General features: G+C 66.4%; 24 protein-coding genes. 20 read left to right on the top strand and 4 right to left on the bottom strand.

Annotated elements, in window-relative coordinates; genetic code table 11:
- Window positions 1-34: 34 nt before the first annotated feature.
- The 11 genes from IG169_RS09295 (at window position 35) to IG169_RS09245 (ending at window position 5968) form a co-directional block, all read left to right on the top strand.
- Window positions 35-1219: a phage portal protein gene (locus tag IG169_RS09295; RefSeq protein ID WP_246717266.1), complete on the top strand. Its 1185-nt coding sequence runs from the start codon at window positions 35-37 to the stop codon at window positions 1217-1219.
- A gap of 19 nt (window positions 1220-1238) precedes the next feature.
- Window positions 1239-1595, top strand: a complete 357-nt coding sequence (locus IG169_RS09290; RefSeq protein WP_193176104.1) for a DUF6107 family protein — start codon at window positions 1239-1241, stop codon at window positions 1593-1595.
- A complete protein-coding gene (locus tag IG169_RS09285) occupies window positions 1585-2256 on the top strand; it encodes an HK97 family phage prohead protease (protein WP_193175912.1) in 672 nt (223 codons plus the stop codon). Before IG169_RS09290 ends, IG169_RS09285 begins: the two co-directional genes overlap by 11 nt.
- A complete protein-coding gene (locus IG169_RS09280; protein WP_193175911.1) occupies window positions 2253-3500 on the top strand; it encodes a phage major capsid protein in 1248 nt (415 codons plus the stop codon). Before IG169_RS09285 ends, IG169_RS09280 begins: the two co-directional genes overlap by 4 nt.
- A gap of 71 nt (window positions 3501-3571) precedes the next feature.
- A complete protein-coding gene (locus IG169_RS09275; protein WP_193175910.1) occupies window positions 3572-4141 on the top strand; it encodes a head-tail connector protein in 570 nt (189 codons plus the stop codon).
- A 2-nt stretch (window positions 4142-4143) separates the two neighbouring features.
- The gene (locus tag IG169_RS09270; RefSeq protein ID WP_193175909.1) at window positions 4144-4479 is read left to right on the top strand and encodes a phage head closure protein; all 336 of its coding nucleotides are present in this window, start codon (window positions 4144-4146) and stop codon (window positions 4477-4479) included.
- A complete protein-coding gene (locus tag IG169_RS09265) occupies window positions 4476-4631 on the top strand; it encodes a hypothetical protein (protein WP_193175908.1) in 156 nt (51 codons plus the stop codon). The genes IG169_RS09270 and IG169_RS09265 overlap by 4 nt, the downstream gene beginning before the upstream one ends.
- Complete coding sequence (locus tag IG169_RS09260) at window positions 4612-5025, top strand: DUF3168 domain-containing protein (RefSeq protein ID WP_193175907.1); 414 nt, start codon at window positions 4612-4614, stop codon at window positions 5023-5025. Before IG169_RS09265 ends, IG169_RS09260 begins: the two co-directional genes overlap by 20 nt.
- A 34-nt stretch (window positions 5026-5059) precedes the next feature.
- The gene (locus IG169_RS09255) at window positions 5060-5467 is read left to right on the top strand and encodes a phage major tail protein, TP901-1 family (RefSeq protein WP_193175906.1); all 408 of its coding nucleotides are present in this window, start codon (window positions 5060-5062) and stop codon (window positions 5465-5467) included.
- Window positions 5464-5784: a gene transfer agent family protein gene (locus tag IG169_RS09250; RefSeq protein WP_193176103.1), complete on the top strand. Its 321-nt coding sequence runs from the start codon at window positions 5464-5466 to the stop codon at window positions 5782-5784. The genes IG169_RS09255 and IG169_RS09250 overlap by 4 nt, the downstream gene beginning before the upstream one ends.
- Entirely contained in the window at window positions 5777-5968 is a 192-nt protein-coding gene (locus tag IG169_RS09245; RefSeq protein WP_193175905.1) for a rcc01693 family protein, read from the top strand. The genes IG169_RS09250 and IG169_RS09245 overlap by 8 nt, the downstream gene beginning before the upstream one ends.
- A 43-nt stretch (window positions 5969-6011) precedes the next feature.
- On the opposite strand, the gene IG169_RS09240 is transcribed toward IG169_RS09245, so the two are convergent.
- From IG169_RS09240 to IG169_RS09230, 3 genes are all read right to left on the bottom strand, one after another.
- On the bottom strand, window positions 6012-6776 hold the full coding sequence (locus IG169_RS09240; RefSeq protein ID WP_193175904.1) for a Stf0 family sulfotransferase: 765 nt from the start codon (window positions 6774-6776) through the stop codon (window positions 6012-6014).
- A 98-nt stretch (window positions 6777-6874) separates the two neighbouring features.
- Window positions 6875-7525: a glutathione S-transferase family protein gene (locus IG169_RS09235; RefSeq protein ID WP_193175903.1), complete on the bottom strand. Its 651-nt coding sequence runs from the start codon at window positions 7523-7525 to the stop codon at window positions 6875-6877.
- A 160-nt stretch (window positions 7526-7685) separates the two neighbouring features.
- A complete protein-coding gene (locus IG169_RS09230; RefSeq protein WP_193175902.1) occupies window positions 7686-8102 on the bottom strand; it encodes a PACE efflux transporter in 417 nt (138 codons plus the stop codon).
- A 161-nt stretch (window positions 8103-8263) separates the two neighbouring features.
- Between IG169_RS09230 and IG169_RS09225 the strand changes: the two genes are divergently transcribed.
- Genes IG169_RS09225 through IG169_RS09210 form a run of 4 tightly spaced genes read left to right on the top strand, consistent with a single transcriptional unit; the run spans window position 8264 to window position 10795 of the window.
- Window positions 8264-8842, top strand: a complete 579-nt coding sequence (locus IG169_RS09225) for a phage tail tape measure protein (RefSeq protein WP_193175901.1) — start codon at window positions 8264-8266, stop codon at window positions 8840-8842.
- 9 nt (window positions 8843-8851) lie between these two features.
- Window positions 8852-9466: a DUF2460 domain-containing protein gene (locus IG169_RS09220; protein WP_193175900.1), complete on the top strand. Its 615-nt coding sequence runs from the start codon at window positions 8852-8854 to the stop codon at window positions 9464-9466.
- Window positions 9463-10350, top strand: coding sequence for a DUF2163 domain-containing protein (locus tag IG169_RS09215; RefSeq protein WP_193175899.1), 888 nt, complete (start codon window positions 9463-9465; stop codon window positions 10348-10350). Before IG169_RS09220 ends, IG169_RS09215 begins: the two co-directional genes overlap by 4 nt.
- Window positions 10328-10795 (top strand): NlpC/P60 family protein, encoded by a 468-nt coding sequence (locus tag IG169_RS09210; protein ID WP_193175898.1) that lies wholly within the window; start codon window positions 10328-10330, stop codon window positions 10793-10795. The genes IG169_RS09215 and IG169_RS09210 overlap by 23 nt, the downstream gene beginning before the upstream one ends.
- Here the strand turns inward: IG169_RS09210 and IG169_RS09205 are convergent.
- Window positions 10773-11177 (bottom strand): RidA family protein, encoded by a 405-nt coding sequence (locus tag IG169_RS09205; protein WP_193175897.1) that lies wholly within the window; start codon window positions 11175-11177, stop codon window positions 10773-10775. The genes IG169_RS09210 and IG169_RS09205 overlap by 23 nt on opposite strands.
- A gap of 112 nt (window positions 11178-11289) precedes the next feature.
- Between IG169_RS09205 and IG169_RS09200 the strand changes: the two genes are divergently transcribed.
- The 5 genes from IG169_RS09200 to IG169_RS09180 all read left to right on the top strand — a co-directional run bounded on the left by IG169_RS09200 (window position 11290) and on the right by IG169_RS09180 (window position 17822).
- Window positions 11290-15132: a baseplate multidomain protein megatron gene (locus tag IG169_RS09200; protein ID WP_193175896.1), complete on the top strand. Its 3843-nt coding sequence runs from the start codon at window positions 11290-11292 to the stop codon at window positions 15130-15132.
- Window positions 15133-15152: 20 nt separating this feature from the next.
- Window positions 15153-15359, top strand: coding sequence for a hypothetical protein (locus IG169_RS09195; protein WP_193175895.1), 207 nt, complete (start codon window positions 15153-15155; stop codon window positions 15357-15359).
- Window positions 15360-15458: 99 nt separating this feature from the next.
- Window positions 15459-15686 carry a hypothetical protein gene (locus IG169_RS09190; protein WP_246717264.1) on the top strand — a complete coding sequence of 76 codons (228 nt, stop codon included), beginning with the start codon at window positions 15459-15461 and terminating at the stop codon, window positions 15684-15686.
- A 71-nt stretch (window positions 15687-15757) separates the two neighbouring features.
- Window positions 15758-16441 carry a response regulator transcription factor gene (locus IG169_RS09185; protein WP_193175894.1) on the top strand — a complete coding sequence of 228 codons (684 nt, stop codon included), beginning with the start codon at window positions 15758-15760 and terminating at the stop codon, window positions 16439-16441.
- A 4-nt stretch (window positions 16442-16445) separates the two neighbouring features.
- A complete protein-coding gene (locus tag IG169_RS09180; protein WP_193175893.1) occupies window positions 16446-17822 on the top strand; it encodes a sensor histidine kinase in 1377 nt (458 codons plus the stop codon).
- Window positions 17823-17837 lie beyond the last annotated feature (15 nt).

The raw sequence follows: 17837 nt of genomic DNA, 5'->3' as shown, positions 1-17837 counted from the left end.
TTCGATTCCGAAATCAACAACCTGGACCAATTCCATGAATCGATCTGCCAACTGGCTGGCCCGGGCCTTCGGGCTTGGCCGGGACAAACATGCCGTGAAACCGGCGGAGGCGAAGGGCTGGCCCCTGGGCTTCGTCGCCATGCATGGCGCGGCAACCGCGGCATGGACGTCGGCCTCCTACGGCGCCCTGTCGCGCGAAGGCTTCATGCGCAATCCGGTCGTCCACCGCTGCGTGCGGATGATCTCGGAGGCGGCGGGCGCGGTGCCCTGGCTCGCCTATGACGGCGACGCCGAGGTGCCGGACCATCCGGTCATGGCGCTGCTGGAAAGCCCGAACATGCGCGACACTCGCGCCTCATTTCTGGAAGCGCTCTACGGCCACCTGCTTCTGTCAGGAAACGCCTTCATCGAGCGCGTGGCGGGCAGCACGGACGGCGACGCGCTTTATCTGCTGCGTCCCGACCGGGTGTCGGTTGTCACCGGGGCGGACGGCTGGCCGGTCGCGGTCGACTACCAGGCCGGGCCGGTCAAACGGCGGATACCCTTCGAGGAGGCAGGCGGCGAGCCGCGATTGCTGCATTTGACGCTGTTCCACCCGCTCGATGACCTGCGCGGCTTCGCGCCGCTGGAGGCCGCGCTGATGGCGCTCGACATCCACAATGCGGCGGGCACCTGGAACAAGGCGCTGCTCGACAATGCGGCGCGGCCTTCCGGCGCGCTGGTCTATGCGCCGCCGGAGGGCGGCAACATGGCGCCGGAGCAGCGCGAGCAGCTGAAACGCGATCTCGAGACGGAATATGCCGGCGCGTCGAATGCCGGGCGGCCGCTGCTACTCGAAGGCGGGCTCGACTGGAAGGCGATGGGCCTGACGCCGAAGGACATGGATTTCATCCAGGCCAAACACGCCGCCAGCCGCGACATCGCGCTCGCCTTCGGCGTGCCGCCGATGCTGCTCGGAATTCCCGGCGACAACACCTATGCCAATTATGCCGAGGCGAACCGCGCCTTCTACAGGCTGACCGTGCTGCCGCTGGTGACCCGCACCGCCGACGCCTTTTCCCGTTTCATCGGCGATGGGCCTCTGCGCCTCGCGCCCGACGCCGACCGCATCGAGGGACTTTCCGCCGAGCGCGACGCGCTGTGGGCGCGGCTCGAGCGGGCGAGCTTCCTCAGTGACGACGAGAAGCGCGAAGCCGTGGGCTACGGCCCGAAATCCTGAATGAGGACAGATCATGACCATGACGGACCTGTCGCCGGCCGCTTCCCTGTGGCTGGCGAAAACGGCCGGCGCGCTCGCCGGCTCGGCGATCTCGCTCGCCTATCTCTTGCCGAAGGGCCGCCGCGAGGCGGCGCTGCGCTTCCTCGCCTCGATGTCGGCGGGGCTCGTGTTCGGCGGCACCGCCGGGCTGGCGGTCGCCAAGCGCCTCGGCGTCGACGCGAACCTGTCGCCGCATGAACTGGTGCTGATGGGGTCGGCGCTGTCGAGCCTGTCGATCTGGTGGGCGATCGGTTTCGCGATCCGCTTCGGCGACCGGCTGATTGCCGGCAGGCCCGCGGAAAGCAAGCCACGGCGGGAGGGCTGCGATGAGCACTGACGCGAAGAGCCTGGAGCACAAGTTCAACCGGGTGGAGCTGGAAGCCGGCGACGGCACCATTTCCGGCTATGCCAGCGTCTTCGGCGCGGTCGATCTCGGCCGCGACGCGGTGGAGCGCGGCGCCTTCGCCAAATCACTGGCGGCCAGAGGCGCCGGCGGGATCCGCATGCTGTTCCAGCACAATCCCGACGAAGTTATCGGCCGCTGGACGGCGATCCGCGAGAACGCACGCGGACTCTATGTCGAGGGCAGGATATCGACCGAGGTCGCCAAGGGCCGAGAGGTGTTGGCGCTATTAAGGAATGGCGGTCTCGACGGGCTGTCGATCGGTTTCAGGACGGTGAAGGCGAAAAAGGAGGCGCGCAGCGGCGTCCGCCGCATCCTCGAGGCCGACCTCTGGGAGATCTCGGTGGTGACCTTTCCGATGCTGCCGCAGGCGCGCGTCACCGCCGTCAAGGCCGGGCGCCGGCCGACGGCGCGCGAATTCGAACGCTGGCTCGTGCGGGATGCCGGGCTGACCAGGAGCGAGGCGAGGGCGGTGATCGCCAGGGGCTTCGCTTCGCTCGGACGCCGCCGGGACGGCGCGGCCGGGGAAAAGGGCCTCGCGAAGACGATCCGCGAAGCGGCCCGGCAACTCCAACCGACACGAGGAACACGATGAAACAGGAAACGATTGTCGCCCCCGAACTGAAATCGGCGGCGGACGGCGATGTGGCGGAAGCCTTTGACGACTTCATGCACGCCTTCGACGAGTTCAAGCAGGCAAATGACGAGCGGCTGGCACAGATCGAGAGCCGCTTCGGCGCCGACGGCGTTACCAGCGACAAGGTCGAGCGCATCAACCAGGCGCTCGACGAACAGAAGCGCACGCTCGACACGCTGGTGCGCAAGCAGGCCCGTCCACCACTCGGCGGTGGCGAACCGGCTGTGCCGAGCGAACACAAGGCCGCCTTCGAGAACTATGTGCGACGCGGCGATGAGCGCCGGCTGCAGGCGCTGGAAGGCAAGGCGATGTCGATCGGCTCCGGCCCGGACGGCGGCTATCTGGTGCCGCCCGAGACGGAAGCCGCCATCGGCGCGCGGCTGCGCGACATTTCGCCGATCCGCTCGATCGCCAGCGTCAGGCAGGTATCGGGCTCGGTGCTGAAGAAGCCCTTCGCCATCGGCGGTCCGGCGGTCGGCTGGGTTGGCGAGACGGATGCGCGGCCGCAGACGGCGGCCTCGACGCTCGCCGAATTGCAGTTCCCGACGATGGAGCTCTACGCCATGCCGGCGGCGACGGCGCAGCTTCTGGAGGACTCGGTGGTCGATATCGACCAGTGGATCGCCCAGGAAGTCGACGCCGCCTTCGCCGAACAGGAGGGCGCCGCCTTTGTCGCCGGCGCCGGAACCAACAAGCCGCGCGGCTTCCTCGATTACACGACGATCGCGGAAGCCAGCTGGACCTGGGACAAGATCGGCTATGTCGCGACCGGCGTCGACGGCGCGCTGCCGGCGTCCGATCCGTCCGACGTGCTGATCGACATGGTTTATGCGCTCAAGGCCGGCTACCGCCAGAACGCTTCGTGGGTGATGAACCGCAAGTCGCAGGCCGCGATCCGCAAGATCAAGGATGCCGACGGCAACTATATCTGGCAGCCGCCGGCGGCGGTCGGCCAGAAGGCGATGCTGATGGGCTTCCCGCTGGTCGAGGCCGAGGACATGCCGGATATCGGCTCCGACGAAATGGCCATCGCCTTCGGTGATTTTGGCCGCGGCTATCTCGTCGTCGACCGCACCGGCGTCTCGGTGCTGCGCGATCCCTATTCGGCCAAGCCCTACGTGCTGTTCTACACGACCAAGCGCGTCGGCGGCGGGGTGCAGGATTTCGACGCGATCAAGCTGCTCAAGTTCGGAACTGCGTAAGCAGGACCGACAAGACGGCCCCGGTCTTCCTCCCGCCGGGGCCGTTTCCCGTTCCATTTATGGAGACATCCATGACCTATGCCCAGATTGCCGCGCCCGCGGCGATGCCGGTGACGCTTACCGAGGCGAAGGCGCATCTGCGCGTGACCTCCGGCACCGAGGACGACACGATCACCGCCTTGATCGCGACCGCGACGCAATATCTCGAACGCGATACCGGCCAGGCGCTGATCGACCAGCAGTGGCGGGCGTATTTCGACTGCGTGCCGGCCGACGGCGTGCTGGAGCTGATGCGCTCGCCGGTACGCGGCATCGTCGCCGTGACCGTCTATGACGGCGCCGGCAATGGAACCGTGCTCGACGGCTCCGGCTACTACGTCAATCTGGTTGCGCGCCCGGCGCGGCTGCGGCTTGCCGATGGCGTGACGCTGGCGATGCGCGCCAACGGCATCGAGGTCGATTTCGACGCCGGTTACGGCGAGACCGGCGTCGACGTACCGGACATGCTGAAACGCGCGGTCCTCGTGCTGGTCGCGCACTGGTACGAATTCCGCGGCGTGTTCGACGCCGCCGACCATCCGGTCTCCGTACCGGCGCTCTATGCGCGGCTGACGCGGCATTTCCGGTTTCTCTCGGTGTGACCATGAAAACGGTGTTCTTTGATCCTGGAAAACTGCGCCACGAAATGGCGCTGCAACAGGCGGTGCGTGTGGCGGACACGCTCGGCGGCCAGACCGAAACGTGGCAGACGCTCGCGACCGTCTGGGCGCATCTCGTACCGGCGACGGCAAGCCCGGTGCGCCGCGCCGATGGCGAGGAAGCCGAAATCACGCATCATGTCGTGTTGCGCGCCGACGCCGGCGTGCAGCGCGGTATGCGGCTGGTGACAGGCGAGAGGGTTTTCGCCATCCGCGCGGTTCGCGATCTCGACGAGACGGGCCGTTACCTCCTCTGCCTGACGCGGGAGGAAACGCCATGAACCTGACCATGCGGCTGACGCTGGACGGGTTAGTCCGAGCGCTCAGGACGCGCGCCGAGATCATCGCCGACGAGCGCGTGGAAGAAGCGCGCAGGCAACAACCGGACCCGAAAGACAAGCCGGAGGATCGCGATGAGCAGCGCCGCCCATGATCTGCAGGCCGCGATCGTCGCCGCGCTGCGCGCCGACACGGATCTCGTGGCGCTGCTCGGCGGGGAGGATCGCATTTTAGACCGCGTGCCGCCGGATCGGGCACTTCCCTGCGTCGTCATCGGCCGGACGGCGGCGCAGGACTGGAGCACCGACGACCGGACGGGCGAGGAGCATCTGGTGACGATCCGCGGCTGGTCGCGTGCGACCGGCCGAACAGAGGTGCTGGCTGTCGCGGAGCGCGTGACGGCCGCGCTCGTAGCGCTTGCCGGCGTCAGCGGCGACACGCGGATCGTGTCCTGTCTGCCGGTATCCACCGATCACGGCTACGAACCGGCCGACCGCGCCTGGCGCGCGACAATAAGGCTCCGGGCGCTGACCGAACCGGCGGCCTGATCCCAAACCAATTCGAACCAAGGAGGCGGCGGCGATGGCATCGCAACGCGGCAAGGATCTGCTTTTGAAATTCCGGGACGGTGCGAGTTTCGTCACTGTCGCCGGGCTGAGGACCAAGCGCATCAGCTTCAACGCACAGACGGTGGACATCACGGATTCCCAGTCGGCCGGGCGGTGGCGCGAACTGCTCGACGGGGCGGGCATCCAGCGCGCCTCGGTCTCGGCCTCGGGCATCTTCAAGGATGCGGCGTCGGACGAAACGGTCCGCGCCGCCTTCTTCGCCGGCGCGGTGACGACTTGCCAGCTGGTGATCCCGGATTTCGGCACCATCGAGGGTGGGTTCCAGATCACGTCGCTCGACTATGCGGGAAACCACGACGGCGAGGTCACCTTCGACATTGCGCTGGAATCCGGTTCTGCGCTGACATTCGGAGCCGCCTGATGCTGATCAATCGCAAGAGAGGCGAGATCGCCGCCGATCTCGGCGGCAAGGAGCGCGCGCTCTGCCTGACGCTCGGCGCGCTGGCCGAACTGGAAGCGCATTTCGGCGCGGAAGATTTGACCGCGCTGACGCAGCGCTTTTCAAGCGGGAAACTGTCGGCGGACGATTTGCTGACCATCATCCATGCCGGGCTGAAAGGGGCGGGCCATACATTCACCCGCGACGAGGTGGCCGAAATGCAGACGCAAGGCGGCGCGGCCGGCTATGCCCGCATCGTCTCGGACCTGCTGCAGGCGACCTTCGGCGGCGATGGCTGAGCGTTTTCCCTGGCAAGCGGCGATGGCTTTCGGTTTCGCCGTCATGCGGCTGTCGCCCCAGGAATTCTGGGCGATGACGCCGCGCGAACTTGCCGCCGCCATGCGGGCCTTCGGCCACGGCGTCCACGCGCCGCCGGAGAGGGGAAGCTTCGAGGAGATGATGGGGCGATTTCCGGATGGCTAGCTGAGGTCACCGCCCGCGATTTGCGGCGGGCCGTGCGATGCGTTCAATCGCGGCGACGGCCGGCCTTTTCCTTTCGGTAGCGCGCGATCCATTCGGCGCTCGTGGCGTCCGCCAGTTTCGCGACCTCCGGAACCGCCCCGGATGCAATCGCGCTGTCTAGCCCCAAACGATCAAGGATCAGGGCCAGAACCGAAGCGGGATCGCCGGACAGCATCTCGTAAGTAATGCGAACCGGGTCGATCCCGCATGCCGCGAACCATTGGTTCCAGGCATCGTCGTATCGCTCCAGTTCGGTGACATATTTGTCAATCGCATCATGATCGTAGACCGGATGCGCGAGAGGAGACAGCCTTTCCAGTTCGGTTCCGTCGGGAGCGACGTGCCACAGCCCGGTTTGTTCGGCCTTCACGCGCGAAACCGCCTGGGCCACCTTGTCCCCGCGCGAAAGATGGATGAAGAGCGTCCGGCCGAACGCCTTTTCGAAGCGGGCGACGTCATCGGGCAGCCCCGGATAGACCGTGTCGATCATCCCGATGGCGTCTTCGAGGTTTTCCCGCATGAGCCGAAGTCCGAAAACGCCGGTCCGATTTTCGCCTTCTCCGAAGGCCGCGCCCAGATAGGTTCGGGCGAATTCCGCGTCCGTCATCGTCTCCCGGGCGGGAAGGCCCCAATCGTCCATCCACTCGGAAACCGATTGCCGGCGGAAAAAGGAATCCGGCTTTCCGGCTACCCCGGTAGAGGCCAGCAGGCGACACAGAAGGGTGCTGCCGGACCGCGGCGTTCCGCAGATGATGTAGGATTTGAACATTGCCGGTCCCTGTCTTCGAGCAGCTTATAAAGTCCGATGTGTGACACGGGTTTGGCAATCGGGACGCCATTGCCAATTGGTCAATTGCATCGACCGGTTCACGCCGCCGCAGGCAGGCCGGGATCGGTTTCGATCAGGCTCGCAAGCGTCGAGATTCGCCGCCACCAGCGCGAAAGGGCGGGGTAGACCGCGATCGCGGCGGCGCCCTCCGGCGCGCGCAGGAAATAGTCGATCATCGGTGCGAGGTGGCAATCGGCGAGCGTGACGGTTTCGCCGTCGAGGACGAGGCCCTCGCAGGCGATGGTTTCCAGAGCGGCCAGAACTGTCCTGCTCGCTTCCAGTCCCGCCGCAATTTCTTCCTCGCTGGCGGTTTCGCCCTCCAGCGGGCGGAAAATGCGATGTGCGAACACCTGCCGCACCAATGGCCAGTAGCCGTAGGCGTCGACGATCGCGATCACCTGCGCCATGCGAGCGATGGCTTTCGGGTCGGCCGGCGTCAGAGGCGAACCGTTAAAGGCGGCATCGATGTAGCGGGTGATCGCCGCGGTTTCGTAAAGGACGAAATCGCCATGCGCGAGAACCGGAACCCGGACGAAGGGGTGCAACAGGCGGTGCGACGCGGAAACGTTATCGGCGAATGGATCGAGCTCTACCCGGTCATAAGCAACGCGCTTCTCGGCGAGGACCATCCGCACGGCGCGCGTATAGACGCTGTAGCGGTAGCCGTGGAGCGTGACCTTGTCCGCCATCGCAGTCCTCCGCGTCATTGAAACTCGCAAGGTCTTAGGAGATTTCGGCCATGGATGAAACACTGATTGTGGCGATCAACGCCGACGCCAGCGGCTTCGAGGCATCAACCTGGGCGCGGCCGCGACACAAACCGGAAAGTGATGGTTCGAAGAAGGCCCCTCACTCCGGGATCGGGAAAATCCGGTCGTAAACGAGATTGAAGGTGAAGGTGTAGACCAGGAAGAAGACCGTCAGCGAGAGGTCGATGACGAGCGCCTCCCGCAGACTGACGCCGAGGATGATGACGATCACCGGCAGCAGCAGGACGGTCAGCAAGAACTCGAACAGCACGGCATGGAGGACGCGGACGCCAAAACCCTTCTTCCGCGAGCTTTCGGTCAACCGGAGCAAGGCGTGATCGAAACCGAGATTGTAGAGATAGTTCCAGATCATAGCGACGACCGAACTGGCGATGCCAACCGCGCCCATGTTCATCGCCGGCATGCCGAACAGCCGGTTGCCGAGCAGCACGACCATGAGGATGGCGAGGATCTCGAAGCTGATCGTGTGGCGGATACGGTCGGGGGTGGAGCGCATGGTCTGTCCGGACGGGAAATGCCCGGCGGATGCGCGGGCCGAACCTTCGTTAGCGCGGAGCGGAGTTTATTCCAAGCCGGTCATAAGGGCAGCTGGCACGAACATGGCCTCCTGCGGCAAGCAGGGCGAGGCGGAACGATACGACACGAAAGGCGCCACTCTTGGATGAACAACTCACAATCGCCATCAACGCCGACACGACCGGCTTCGAGACGGCGCTGAAATCGCTTGAGCGGCAGGCTTCGTCGTTTGGCACGACGCTGACCGGCGCGCTGAAGGGCGCGGCCGTCTCCGGCCGCTCGCTGGAGGACACGCTGCGTTCGATCGGCCAGAATCTCGCGACAAGCGCGTTGAATGCCGGTCTCGCGCCCTTGCAGAACCTGCTGAACGGCTTTGCCTCGCGGGCGTTCTCCGGGGTCTCGGGCATATTGCCCTTCGCGCAGGGCGGCGTGGTCGGCGCGGACGCGATGTTCGCCGGTGGCGGCGTGCTGGCCGCGCCGGCCTATTTCCCGATGGGCGGCGGGCGCACCGGGCTGGCCGGAGAGGTGGGACCGGAGGCGATCCTGCCCTTGAGCCGCGGACCGGACGGGCGGCTGGGCGTCGCTACGGGCGAGGGCGGTGCGCCGGTGATGGTCAATGTCACGATAAACACGCCGGATGCAGGCTCCTTCCGCAAGTCGGAGGCGCAGGTCTCCGCCGCGCTGGCGCGTGCCGTCGCGCGGGGGCGAAGAGCGAACTGAGGAACTTTCATGAGCGGTTTTCACGACGTCGTCTTCCCGTCGCGGCTTGCCTTCGGAGCGAGCGGCGGGCCGGAGCGGCACATCGAGATCGTGCGGCTCGCCTCCGGACTGGAGCAGCGCAACGCGCGCTGGGCGCGTTCGCGGCGGCGCTACACGATTTCGACCGGAATCAAATCCTTGGCCGATCTGCATAACCTTTTGAGTTTCTTCGAGGAACGCGGCGGGCCGCTGAACGCCTTCCGCTTTTTCGACCCGGTCGATCACCAGTCGGTGGCGCCGGGCGAAACCGTGACGCCGACGGACCGGGCGATCGGCACGGGCGACGGGGTCGCCACCGCGTTCCAGCTTGCGCTCGGCGACAACCGGCCGGTCACCAAGCCTGTCGCGGAAACGGTGCGTGTCGCGGTCGACGGCATCGAACTGTCGAACCCGGCGGAATTCTCCGCCGATGCCCTGACCGGCGTCGTCACGCTTGCGAGCGCGCCGGATCCGGGCGCGGCGGTGACGGCCGGGTTCCGGTTCCATGTGCCGGTGCGCTTCGACAATGCGCAGCTCGCGGTGACGCAGACCTCCTTCGAGGCCGGCGAGATCCCCGACATACAGCTTGTGGAGGTGTTCGAATGACGGACCTGCCGCAAGAACTGCGCGACCATCTCGACCAGGAGGTGACGAGCGTCTGCTTCTGCTGGATCGTCCGCCGCAAGGACGGCATCGTGCTCGGCTTTACCGACCACGACCGGGCGCTGACCGTCGAAGGCGTCGCCTGCGAGCCGGCGACGGGTTTCGTCGCGGGCGACATCGAATCCAGCCTGGGTTTCGCCGGCGACACGGCCGAAGTCGCCGGCGCGCTGTCGTCGGAGGCGATCAGCGAGGCCGATATCGAGGCGGACAAATATGACGGCGCGGGAATAGAGCAATATCTCGTCAACTGGGCAGAGCCGGGCCAATACGCGCTGATGAAGCGCCATGCCGTCGGCGAGATCCGCCGCACCGACGGGGCGTTCCGTGTCGAACTCAGAAGCCTGTCGGCGAAATTCGACGAGCGGCGCGGGCGCTACTTCCTGCGCAAATGCGACGCCGATCTCGGCGATGGACGCTGCGGGTTCGACACCGGCGCGCCGGGGTTCTCCGCAAGCGGGACGGTGACGGCCGTTGGCGCGGGGCAACTCACGGTGACCGGCCTCGAAGGATACGACGACGGCTGGTTCGTACACGGGCGGCTGAGCTGGATGTCTGGGCAGCGCGTTGGAACCGCCGTGACCGTCGCCGCCATGCGCGCGAGCGCTGTCGGGCACGAGCTGTCACTGTTCGAACCGGACATGGCCGGGATCTCGGCCGGCGACACGTTCGCGCTTGCCGCCGGCTGCGACAAGCGTTTCGAGACCTGCCGCGCGAAATTTTCCAACGGGCTCAATTTTCGCGGCTTTCCGCATATTCCCGCCAATGACGCAGCGCTCAATTACGCCGACGAGGAGACGGATTTCGATGGCGGCCCGCTTGTCCCGTGAGGCCGCGAGGAAAGAGGCGCTCGGCATCGCCTGTTGCTGGATCGGCACGCCCTATCGTCATCAGGCAAGCCGCAAGGGCGTCGGTTGCGACTGTCTGGGGCTCGTTCTCGGTGTCTGGCGCGAGCTCTATGGCGAGCGGATCACGGCGCGGCTGGCCTATTCGCCCGACTGGGCGGAGACGACGATTGGTGAACCGTTGCTGGCGGCGTTGCGGGACCGCTGCGACGAACTCGATCCGGCGGCGATGCGGCCGGGCGACATCCTCGCTTTCCGCTGGCAGGTGGGGACGGCGGCAAAGCACCTGGCGCTGCTCGCGCCGGACGACCGCATCATCCACGCCTATGAAGGCCACGCAGTCATGACCTCGGCATTTGTGCCCTCATGGCGGCGGCGTGTGGCGGGCGTCTTTGCGTTTCCGGCTGTCAGGTCCCCCAGCCGGCAATAACCGCATCGACTTCCAGCTCGACGAGCCACTCGGGATTCACGAAACGGTCGATCGCCATGATGGTGTCGACGGGGCGGATGTCCCGGAAATATTCCTTGCGCACATCGATCGCGGCTTTCCAGTTGTCGATGTCGGTGAGGATCACGCGCGTCCGCACGACATCGTGCAGTCCGGATCCCGCCTGCTCCAGCGCCGTCTTGATGATCTCGATGCACTGACGGGTTTGCGCGGCGACATCGCCGATGCCGACGGTCTTGCCATCCGGACCGACGGGGGCGGTACCGCCGATCGAAATGAACGGGCCGACCCTGACCGCGCGGCTGAATCCGACGATTGCCTCCATGGGATTTCCGTTGGAAATCAGTTCCCTGTCGAATTTCATGGCGAAGATCCTCCTGTTGTCTTCCGTTAGGTTAACTCGACGCCACGGGATCATCCACACTTGTTGACCGGCACGGCCGGCGCTTCACCATCCGACCATCGGAGGAAATTCAATGGCGACCCTGCTGCTGCAGGCCGCGGGCGGGCTGCTCGGCGGCGTTTTCGGCGCGACCGGCGCGGCCATCGGCACGGCGGCCGGAGCGCTTGCCGGCTATGCGATCGACACCGCGCTGATCAACTCGACGCGCCATGTTGAGGGCGCGCGCCTGTCCGGCGCGCGGCCACTGACGGCGGAGGAGGGCACGCCAATCGCGCGCGTCTACGGCCAGGCGCGCCTGTCGGGCACGGTGATCTGGGCGACGCGCTTCGAGGAGACCGCGCGTACCGAGCGGCAGGGCGGCAAGGGCGGTCCTAAGGTCACGACCTATTCCTACTACGCTAATCTTGCCATCGGCCTTTGCGACGGGCCGGTCGCGGCGATCAGGCGCGTCTGGGCCGACGGCAAGGAACTGGACCTGACTGGGATCGCCATGAGGATTTATCCCGGCGACGAGACGCAGCTTCCCGATCCGCTGATCGAGGCGAAACAGGGTGCCGGCCTCGCGCCGGCGTTCCGCGGCACGGCCTATGTCGTCTTCGAGCGGCTGCCGCTGGAGCGCTTCGGCAACCGCGTGCCGCAATTCCAGGTCGAGGTAATCCGCCCGGTCGGCGAACTGGAGCAAGAGGTGCGCGCGGTCTGCGTCATCCCCGGCTCGACCGAGCATGGCTATGCGCCGGGCCTCGTGACGGCGAGCCCGCAAAAGGGCGTGACGAAGGAACTGAACCGGCATGTGCTGTATGCGGGCTCCGACTGGGAAGCCTCCATCGACGAGTTGCAGGCAGTCTGCCCGGCGCTCGAAAACGTCTCGTTGATCGTCGCCTGGTTCGGCGACGACCTGCGCGCCGGTGAGTGCAAATTGCGCCCGGGCGTGGTTACGGTGTCGGGTGGCGGCGAAAGCCAGGCCTGGAGCGTCGCAGGCATGGGGCGCGGCCATCCCGGCACGCATGTCGTTTCGCAGCCCGATGGCAAGCCGGCCTATGGCGGCACACCGTCGGACGCCAGCGTGATCGCGGCGATCGCCGACCTGAAGGCGCGCGGGCTGAAGGTGACGCTCTGCCCCTTCATACTGATGGACGTGCCGGCGGACAACGCGCTGCCCGACCCCTGGTCGGACGGCAATCAGCCGGCCTATCCCTGGCGCGGACGCGTCACCTGCGATCCGGCGATCGGCCGGCCGGACACGGCGGACCGGACGGCGGCGGCCGGGACGCAGATCTCGGAATTCGCTGACAATGCAGAAGGTTACCGCCGCATGGTGAATCACTATGCGAGCCTTGCTGTGGCCGCCGGTGGTGTGGACGCCATCGTGATCGGCTCCGAAATGCGCGGCCTGACGCAGGTCCGCGACGATGCGGGCGCGTTTCCCTTCGTCGCCGAATTGAAGGCGCTGGCCGCCGAGGTCTGCGCGATGGTCGGGCCGGACTGCGCGATCACCTATGCCGCCGACTGGTCGGAATATTTCGGCTATCACCCGCAAGATGGTACGGGCGACGTCTTGTTCCATCTCGACGCGTTGTGGGCCGATTCGAACATCGATGCCGTCGGTATCGACAATTACATGCCGCTCTCCGACTGGCGCGACGCCGACGCGGCCGATCCCGGCGCCAACCCGGACGGCCAGTTGCAGGCTTCCGACCGGGATGCTTTCCGTGCGGCGATTGCGGGCGGCGAGGGCCATGACTGGTATTACGCCTCCGAGAGCGACCGGCGTGACCGCATTCGCACACCGATCACCGACGGACTGGCCGGCAAGCCCTGGGTGTTCCGCTTCAAGGACCTCGTCTCATGGTGGTCGAATGAGCATTTCGACCGCATAGAGGGCGCGGAGGCGGCGGAGGCAACCGATTGGGTGCCCGGTTCGAAGTCGATCTGGTTGATGGAACTCGGTTGCCCGGCCATCGACAAGGGCGCGACCCAGCCGAATGTCTTCACCGATGCCAAGTCGTCCGAAAGCGCCGTGCCGTGGTTTTCCAATGGCGGCCGCGACGACGGCGAGCAGCGCGCCTTCCTGCAGACGCATCTGGAGCATTGGGCGAGCGGGACGGGCGCCAATCCGCTGTCGCCGGTGACCGGCGAACCGATGCTCGATCCGGCGCGGATCTATCTCTGGGCATGGGACGCGCGTCCGTTTCCGGCTTTTCCGATGGCGACGGACGAATGGGGCGATGGCGAGAACTGGCTGCGCGGCCATTGGCTGAACGGTCGGCTCGGCACGGCGCCGCTGCGCGAAACCGCGGCGCGCATTCTCGGGGACCACGACGCGGACGCACAGGCGGTTATCGGCGTCGCCGATATCGTTCAGGGCGTGGTGATCTCGCAGCCGGCGTCGGTACGCGACGTGCTGGAGCCGCTGGCGGCGGGTTTCGGCTGGTCGGCCTCCGACATGGCGGCGGATGGCGGCTTTGCGCTCAACGCCGAGGGCGCGGCGGTGTCGAGGGTCATCGACGAGGGCGACATCGCCGATATCGATGGCGAGGCGCTACGAGACGTGACCGAGGCGCAAAAAAGCGAATTGCCGGCCGAAATCGTCGTCTCCTATCGCGACGGGTTGTCCGATTATCGCGCGGCGACAAGCTATTCGCGCCGGCTGGAGACCGGCGCGCCGCGCCAGGAGACGGACGATCTGCCCTGTATCGCCGATGCGAGCGTGATCGACCCGGTCGCCGACCGCATGCTGGCGCGGGCATGGGCGAGGGGGCGGACGCTGCGCTTCGCGCTTGCCTTGCGCCATGCCGGGATCGCGCCGGGCGACGTTTTCGCCTTTGCATCCGACCCGGCCACGCGCTGGCTGGTGACGCGGACCGATCTTGGCGACGCGCTGCACATCGAGGCCGTTCCGGTGTTTCGCAGGCCCGCCAATGCCAGGGTCCCGCATCTGCCGTCGCAACGTCCCGCAGCGTCTGGCGATACCGCCGGCGTGCCGGATTTCCTGCTGCTCGACCTGCCGATGCGGCCGGGCCGCGATCCGCAGGACCAGTTCCTGTTGGCGGCGTGGTCATCGCCGCCGCGTGTGCAGGCGGTTTATGCCTCGCCGGAAGCGTCGGGCTTCGAATATCGGACACAAGCGCTGTCGAACGCCGTCATGGGCGACCTGACCGCGCCGCTGACGGGCGCGTTTTCCGGCCGTTTCGACCATGCGAATGTGGTCGAGCTTTCGGTGCCCGCCGGCGAATTCGAGAGCGTCAGCGAAACGGCGCTGCTGTCGGGCCGCAACCTTATCGCGGTGCAATCGGCGAGCGGAGCGTGGGAGATCATCCAGTTCCTGTCCGCCGAGGAGGTCTCGGCCGGCGAGTGGAAGCTGACCGGCCTGCTGCGCGGACAGGGCGGAACCGAGGGCGCGATGCTGGCGGGCGCACCCGCCGGCGCGCGCGCCGTCCTGCTCAACGAGGCGGTGGTGCCGGCCGGACTGCGCGCAAGCGAGATCGGGCTTGCGCTGCAATTGCGCATCGGCGTCGCCGGGCGGCCTTTCACCGACCGCTATTTCGAGACCGTCGCGGTAACCGGCGGCCTGCGCGCGCTGACCCCGCTGTCGCCGGTGCATCTGAACGCGGAACGGCAGGCAGACGGCGGCATCGCGCTCGTCTGGATCCGCCGCACCCGCATCGACGGCGACTCGTGGCTCGGCACCGACGTGCCGCTCGGCGAGGCGGAGGAACGCTATGCCGTGCGCATTTACGACGGCGAAAGCGCCCTCTTTTCCGCTGAAGCGACGGACCCGGCGCTGATTCTCGACGCCGCGACAGTGACGTCGCTCGACCTCGATGCGCCGGATGCCGCTCTCGATCTCGAAGTCACGCAGATCAGCCAGTCCGTGGGCGAGGGCATCCCCGCCCGCGCTACGATTCTCATCCCCTGAAGCCAAGGAAAGGAACTGTCATGAACGAAGAAAAACCCTGGTATTTGTCGAAGACCATCTGGGGAGCGCTGGTCAGCGTCGCCGCGACGCTCGCCGGAATGCTCGGCCTGCCGGTCGACGCCGGCGGGCAGGCGGCGCTGACCGACGCGCTCCTGCAGACGATCTCCGCCGTCGCCGGAATTGTCGCCATTCTCGGGCGGGTGAGCGCGACGAGCAGGATCGGTTGAATCCGGGAGGCTTTTCGGGGCATGAATGATTAAAATCATCATTCATGTTCCGTTCAGCCTCCGCAGCGTAATTTGGCGGCCAAGTTGGAGACCACGAAAATGCTTCGCATGACCATGGCAGCGCTGATCGCACTTCCCGTGCTGGGCACGGCGCCGTCGCATGCCGCCGACAATTGCTATGCCGTCGGCCAGCGTGTTGCCGCCGAGAAGGGGGCCGAGCTTGCCAGCGCCGAGGTGGCCCCGGGCGGCAAGTGCAAGATCGTGCTGGTGATCCCCGGCGCGAACGGACAGCGCCCCAAGCGCCAGGAAATCATCGTCGACGGTTAACACGCCGCGCGTTTGGCGTTTCGCCGCGCCTGCGCTAGCGTCTGCCCGTATCTGCCCGGAGGTCCGATTCCATGCGAATTCTCGTCGTCGAAGATGACGCGTCTCTCAATGCGCAACTGAAAAACGCGCTGGAAGACGCCGGCTACGTGGTCGATGCCGCGGCCGACGGCGAGGAGGGCCATTTCCTCGGCGACACCGAACCCTATGATTGCGTGATCCTCGATATCGGCCTGCCGGTGATGGACGGCATTTCCGTGCTGCAGCGCTGGCGCGAGGACGGACGGGCGATGCCGGTCTTGATCCTGACGGCGCGCGACCGCTGGAGCGACAAGGTCTCCGGTATCGACGCCGGCGCGGACGACTATGTCACCAAGCCGTTCCACGTCGAGGAAGTGCTGGCGCGGGTGCGGGCGCTGATCCGCCGCGCGGCCGGCCACGCCTCCTCGGAAATCCGCTGCGGGCCGCTCGTCATCGACACCAAGGCGTCGAAGGCGCTGGTCGACGGCGCGACGCTGAAACTGACGTCGCACGAATTTCGGCTTCTGTCCTATCTCGCCCATCATATCGGCGAGGTCGTTTCGCGCACCGAACTGGTCGAACATCTCTACGACCAGGATTTCGACCGCGATTCCAACACGATCGAGGTGTTTGTCGGCCGCCTGCGCAAGAAGCTCGGCCACGACCTGATCGAGACCGTACGCGGCCTCGGCTATCGCATGACCGCCCCGGACGAGCCGGCCGAAAAGGCCGGGTGACGCCTTGAACCTGCGGCTCGATTCCCTTGGCGTCCGGGTCATCCTCTATTCGAGCCTATGGGCCGTCGCGGCGATCGCATTGCTCGGATGGCTTCTGATCGGGCTCTACCGCAACGATGCCGAGCGCGGCTTCGCCAATCTGCAGGAAGCCCAGCTGTTCAACCTGATCGGCGCGATCTCGGTCGGCGACGACGGCACGTTGCAGGGCAGCCCCAATCTCGGCAACACGCGCTTTCTCGAGCCGCAATCCGGCTGGTACTGGCGCGTCGTGCCCGTCGAGAAGATCGAAGGCGCCGGATTGTCCTCGCTTTCGCTCGGGGGCACGAAGCTGGCAGGACCGCCGCTTGCCGAACTGCCCTATGACCGCCAGTTCAGCCGCCATTTCATCATTAAAGGACCGGGCGGCGAACGGATCCGCGTGCTGGAATCGGAAATCGATCTTGGCGACGGCCGCATCGCCCGGTTCCAACTGGCCGGCAGCCAGACCGAATTCGAGGCATCCGTGCGCGACTTCGCCCGACAGGTCGGGCTGATGCTGTCGCTGTTCGGCCTCGGGGTCGTCGTCATCAATGGCGCGATCCTGCTGTTCGGCCTGCGCCCGCTCGACCGCGCGCGCCGCGCGCTCTCCGCCATCCGCAACGGCGAGGCGACATGCCTCGAAGGGCGCTTCCCGAGCGAGATCGAACCGCTGGTCGACGAGATGAACGCGCTGATCGACAACAATAAGCGCATCGTCGAGCGCTCGCGCACCCAGGTCGGCAATCTCGCCCATTCGCTGAAGACGCCGCTTTCGGTGCTGACCAACGAGGCGGCGGCGAAGGGCGGTCCGTCGGCGAAAACCGTCGCCGAACAGGCGCGCGCCATGGATTTCCAGATCCAGCATTATCTCAAGCGCGCCCGCATCGCCGCCCAGCGCGAAAGCATCGTTTTCCGCACCGAGGTCGAGCCGGTCGCCGAAAAGCTGGTCTCGGTCATGCGCAAGCTCAATCCGGACAAGCACATGGGCTTCAACATGAAAGCGGAAGCCCATGTCTTCATGGGCGAAAAGGAGGATCTGGAGGAGATCCTCGGCAACCTTCTGGAAAACGCCGGCAAGTGGGCGCGAAGGCAGATTACGCTCACGGTGGCGGATGCCGCCGGCGGTGACGGCAGGCGCTGGCTGCAATTCACTGTCGAGGATGACGGACCCGGCATCGCCGCCGACAAGCGCGAGACTGCGCTCAAACGCGGCAAGCGGATCGACGAATCCGTGCCCGGCACCGGTCTCGGTCTTGCCATCGTCGCCGAAACGGCGTCGGCATATGGCGGTTCGGTCGAACTGGGCGAAAGCGCCGCGGGCGGCTTGCGCGTCGAGGTCATACTGCCGGCCGCGGCGCATTGATTTGGCATAAACCGC

The organism is Oricola nitratireducens, from assembly GCF_014904745.1.
Taxonomy (GTDB): domain Bacteria; phylum Pseudomonadota; class Alphaproteobacteria; order Rhizobiales; family Rhizobiaceae; genus Oricola; species Oricola nitratireducens.
The sequence above is the reverse complement of the archived record's forward strand: the minus strand, read 5'-3'. Positions and strand labels throughout refer to the sequence as shown.

What these genes read in the sequence shown, in the direction of transcription:
- IG169_RS09295 (WP_246717266.1), top strand. Translation starts at nt 35, where the DNA reads ATGAATCGATCTGCCAACTGGCTGGCCCGGGCCTTCGGGCTTGGCCGG.
- IG169_RS09195 (WP_193175895.1), top strand. Translation starts at nt 15,153, where the DNA reads ATGAACGAAGAAAAACCCTGGTATTTGTCGAAGACCATCTGGGGAGCG.
- IG169_RS09255 (WP_193175906.1), top strand. Translation starts at nt 5,060, where the DNA reads ATGGCATCGCAACGCGGCAAGGATCTGCTTTTGAAATTCCGGGACGGT.
- IG169_RS09290 (WP_193176104.1), top strand. Translation starts at nt 1,239, where the DNA reads ATGACGGACCTGTCGCCGGCCGCTTCCCTGTGGCTGGCGAAAACGGCC.
- IG169_RS09205 (WP_193175897.1), bottom strand. Translation starts at nt 11,177, where the DNA reads ATGAAATTCGACAGGGAACTGATTTCCAACGGAAATCCCATGGAGGCA.
- IG169_RS09265 (WP_193175908.1), top strand. Translation starts at nt 4,476, where the DNA reads ATGAACCTGACCATGCGGCTGACGCTGGACGGGTTAGTCCGAGCGCTC.
- IG169_RS09220 (WP_193175900.1), top strand. Translation starts at nt 8,852, where the DNA reads ATGAGCGGTTTTCACGACGTCGTCTTCCCGTCGCGGCTTGCCTTCGGA.
- IG169_RS09200 (WP_193175896.1), top strand. Translation starts at nt 11,290, where the DNA reads ATGGCGACCCTGCTGCTGCAGGCCGCGGGCGGGCTGCTCGGCGGCGTT.
- IG169_RS09215 (WP_193175899.1), top strand. Translation starts at nt 9,463, where the DNA reads ATGACGGACCTGCCGCAAGAACTGCGCGACCATCTCGACCAGGAGGTG.
- IG169_RS09235 (WP_193175903.1), bottom strand. Translation starts at nt 7,525, where the DNA reads ATGGCGGACAAGGTCACGCTCCACGGCTACCGCTACAGCGTCTATACG.
- IG169_RS09260 (WP_193175907.1), top strand. Translation starts at nt 4,612, where the DNA reads ATGAGCAGCGCCGCCCATGATCTGCAGGCCGCGATCGTCGCCGCGCTG.
- IG169_RS09210 (WP_193175898.1), top strand. Translation starts at nt 10,328, where the DNA reads ATGGCGGCCCGCTTGTCCCGTGAGGCCGCGAGGAAAGAGGCGCTCGGC.
- IG169_RS09275 (WP_193175910.1), top strand. Translation starts at nt 3,572, where the DNA reads ATGACCTATGCCCAGATTGCCGCGCCCGCGGCGATGCCGGTGACGCTT.
- IG169_RS09280 (WP_193175911.1), top strand. Translation starts at nt 2,253, where the DNA reads ATGAAACAGGAAACGATTGTCGCCCCCGAACTGAAATCGGCGGCGGAC.
- IG169_RS09230 (WP_193175902.1), bottom strand. Translation starts at nt 8,102, where the DNA reads ATGCGCTCCACCCCCGACCGTATCCGCCACACGATCAGCTTCGAGATC.
- IG169_RS09270 (WP_193175909.1), top strand. Translation starts at nt 4,144, where the DNA reads ATGAAAACGGTGTTCTTTGATCCTGGAAAACTGCGCCACGAAATGGCG.
- IG169_RS09190 (WP_246717264.1), top strand. Translation starts at nt 15,459, where the DNA reads ATGCTTCGCATGACCATGGCAGCGCTGATCGCACTTCCCGTGCTGGGC.
- IG169_RS09245 (WP_193175905.1), top strand. Translation starts at nt 5,777, where the DNA reads ATGGCTGAGCGTTTTCCCTGGCAAGCGGCGATGGCTTTCGGTTTCGCC.
- IG169_RS09185 (WP_193175894.1), top strand. Translation starts at nt 15,758, where the DNA reads ATGCGAATTCTCGTCGTCGAAGATGACGCGTCTCTCAATGCGCAACTG.
- IG169_RS09285 (WP_193175912.1), top strand. Translation starts at nt 1,585, where the DNA reads ATGAGCACTGACGCGAAGAGCCTGGAGCACAAGTTCAACCGGGTGGAG.
- IG169_RS09240 (WP_193175904.1), bottom strand. Translation starts at nt 6,776, where the DNA reads ATGTTCAAATCCTACATCATCTGCGGAACGCCGCGGTCCGGCAGCACC.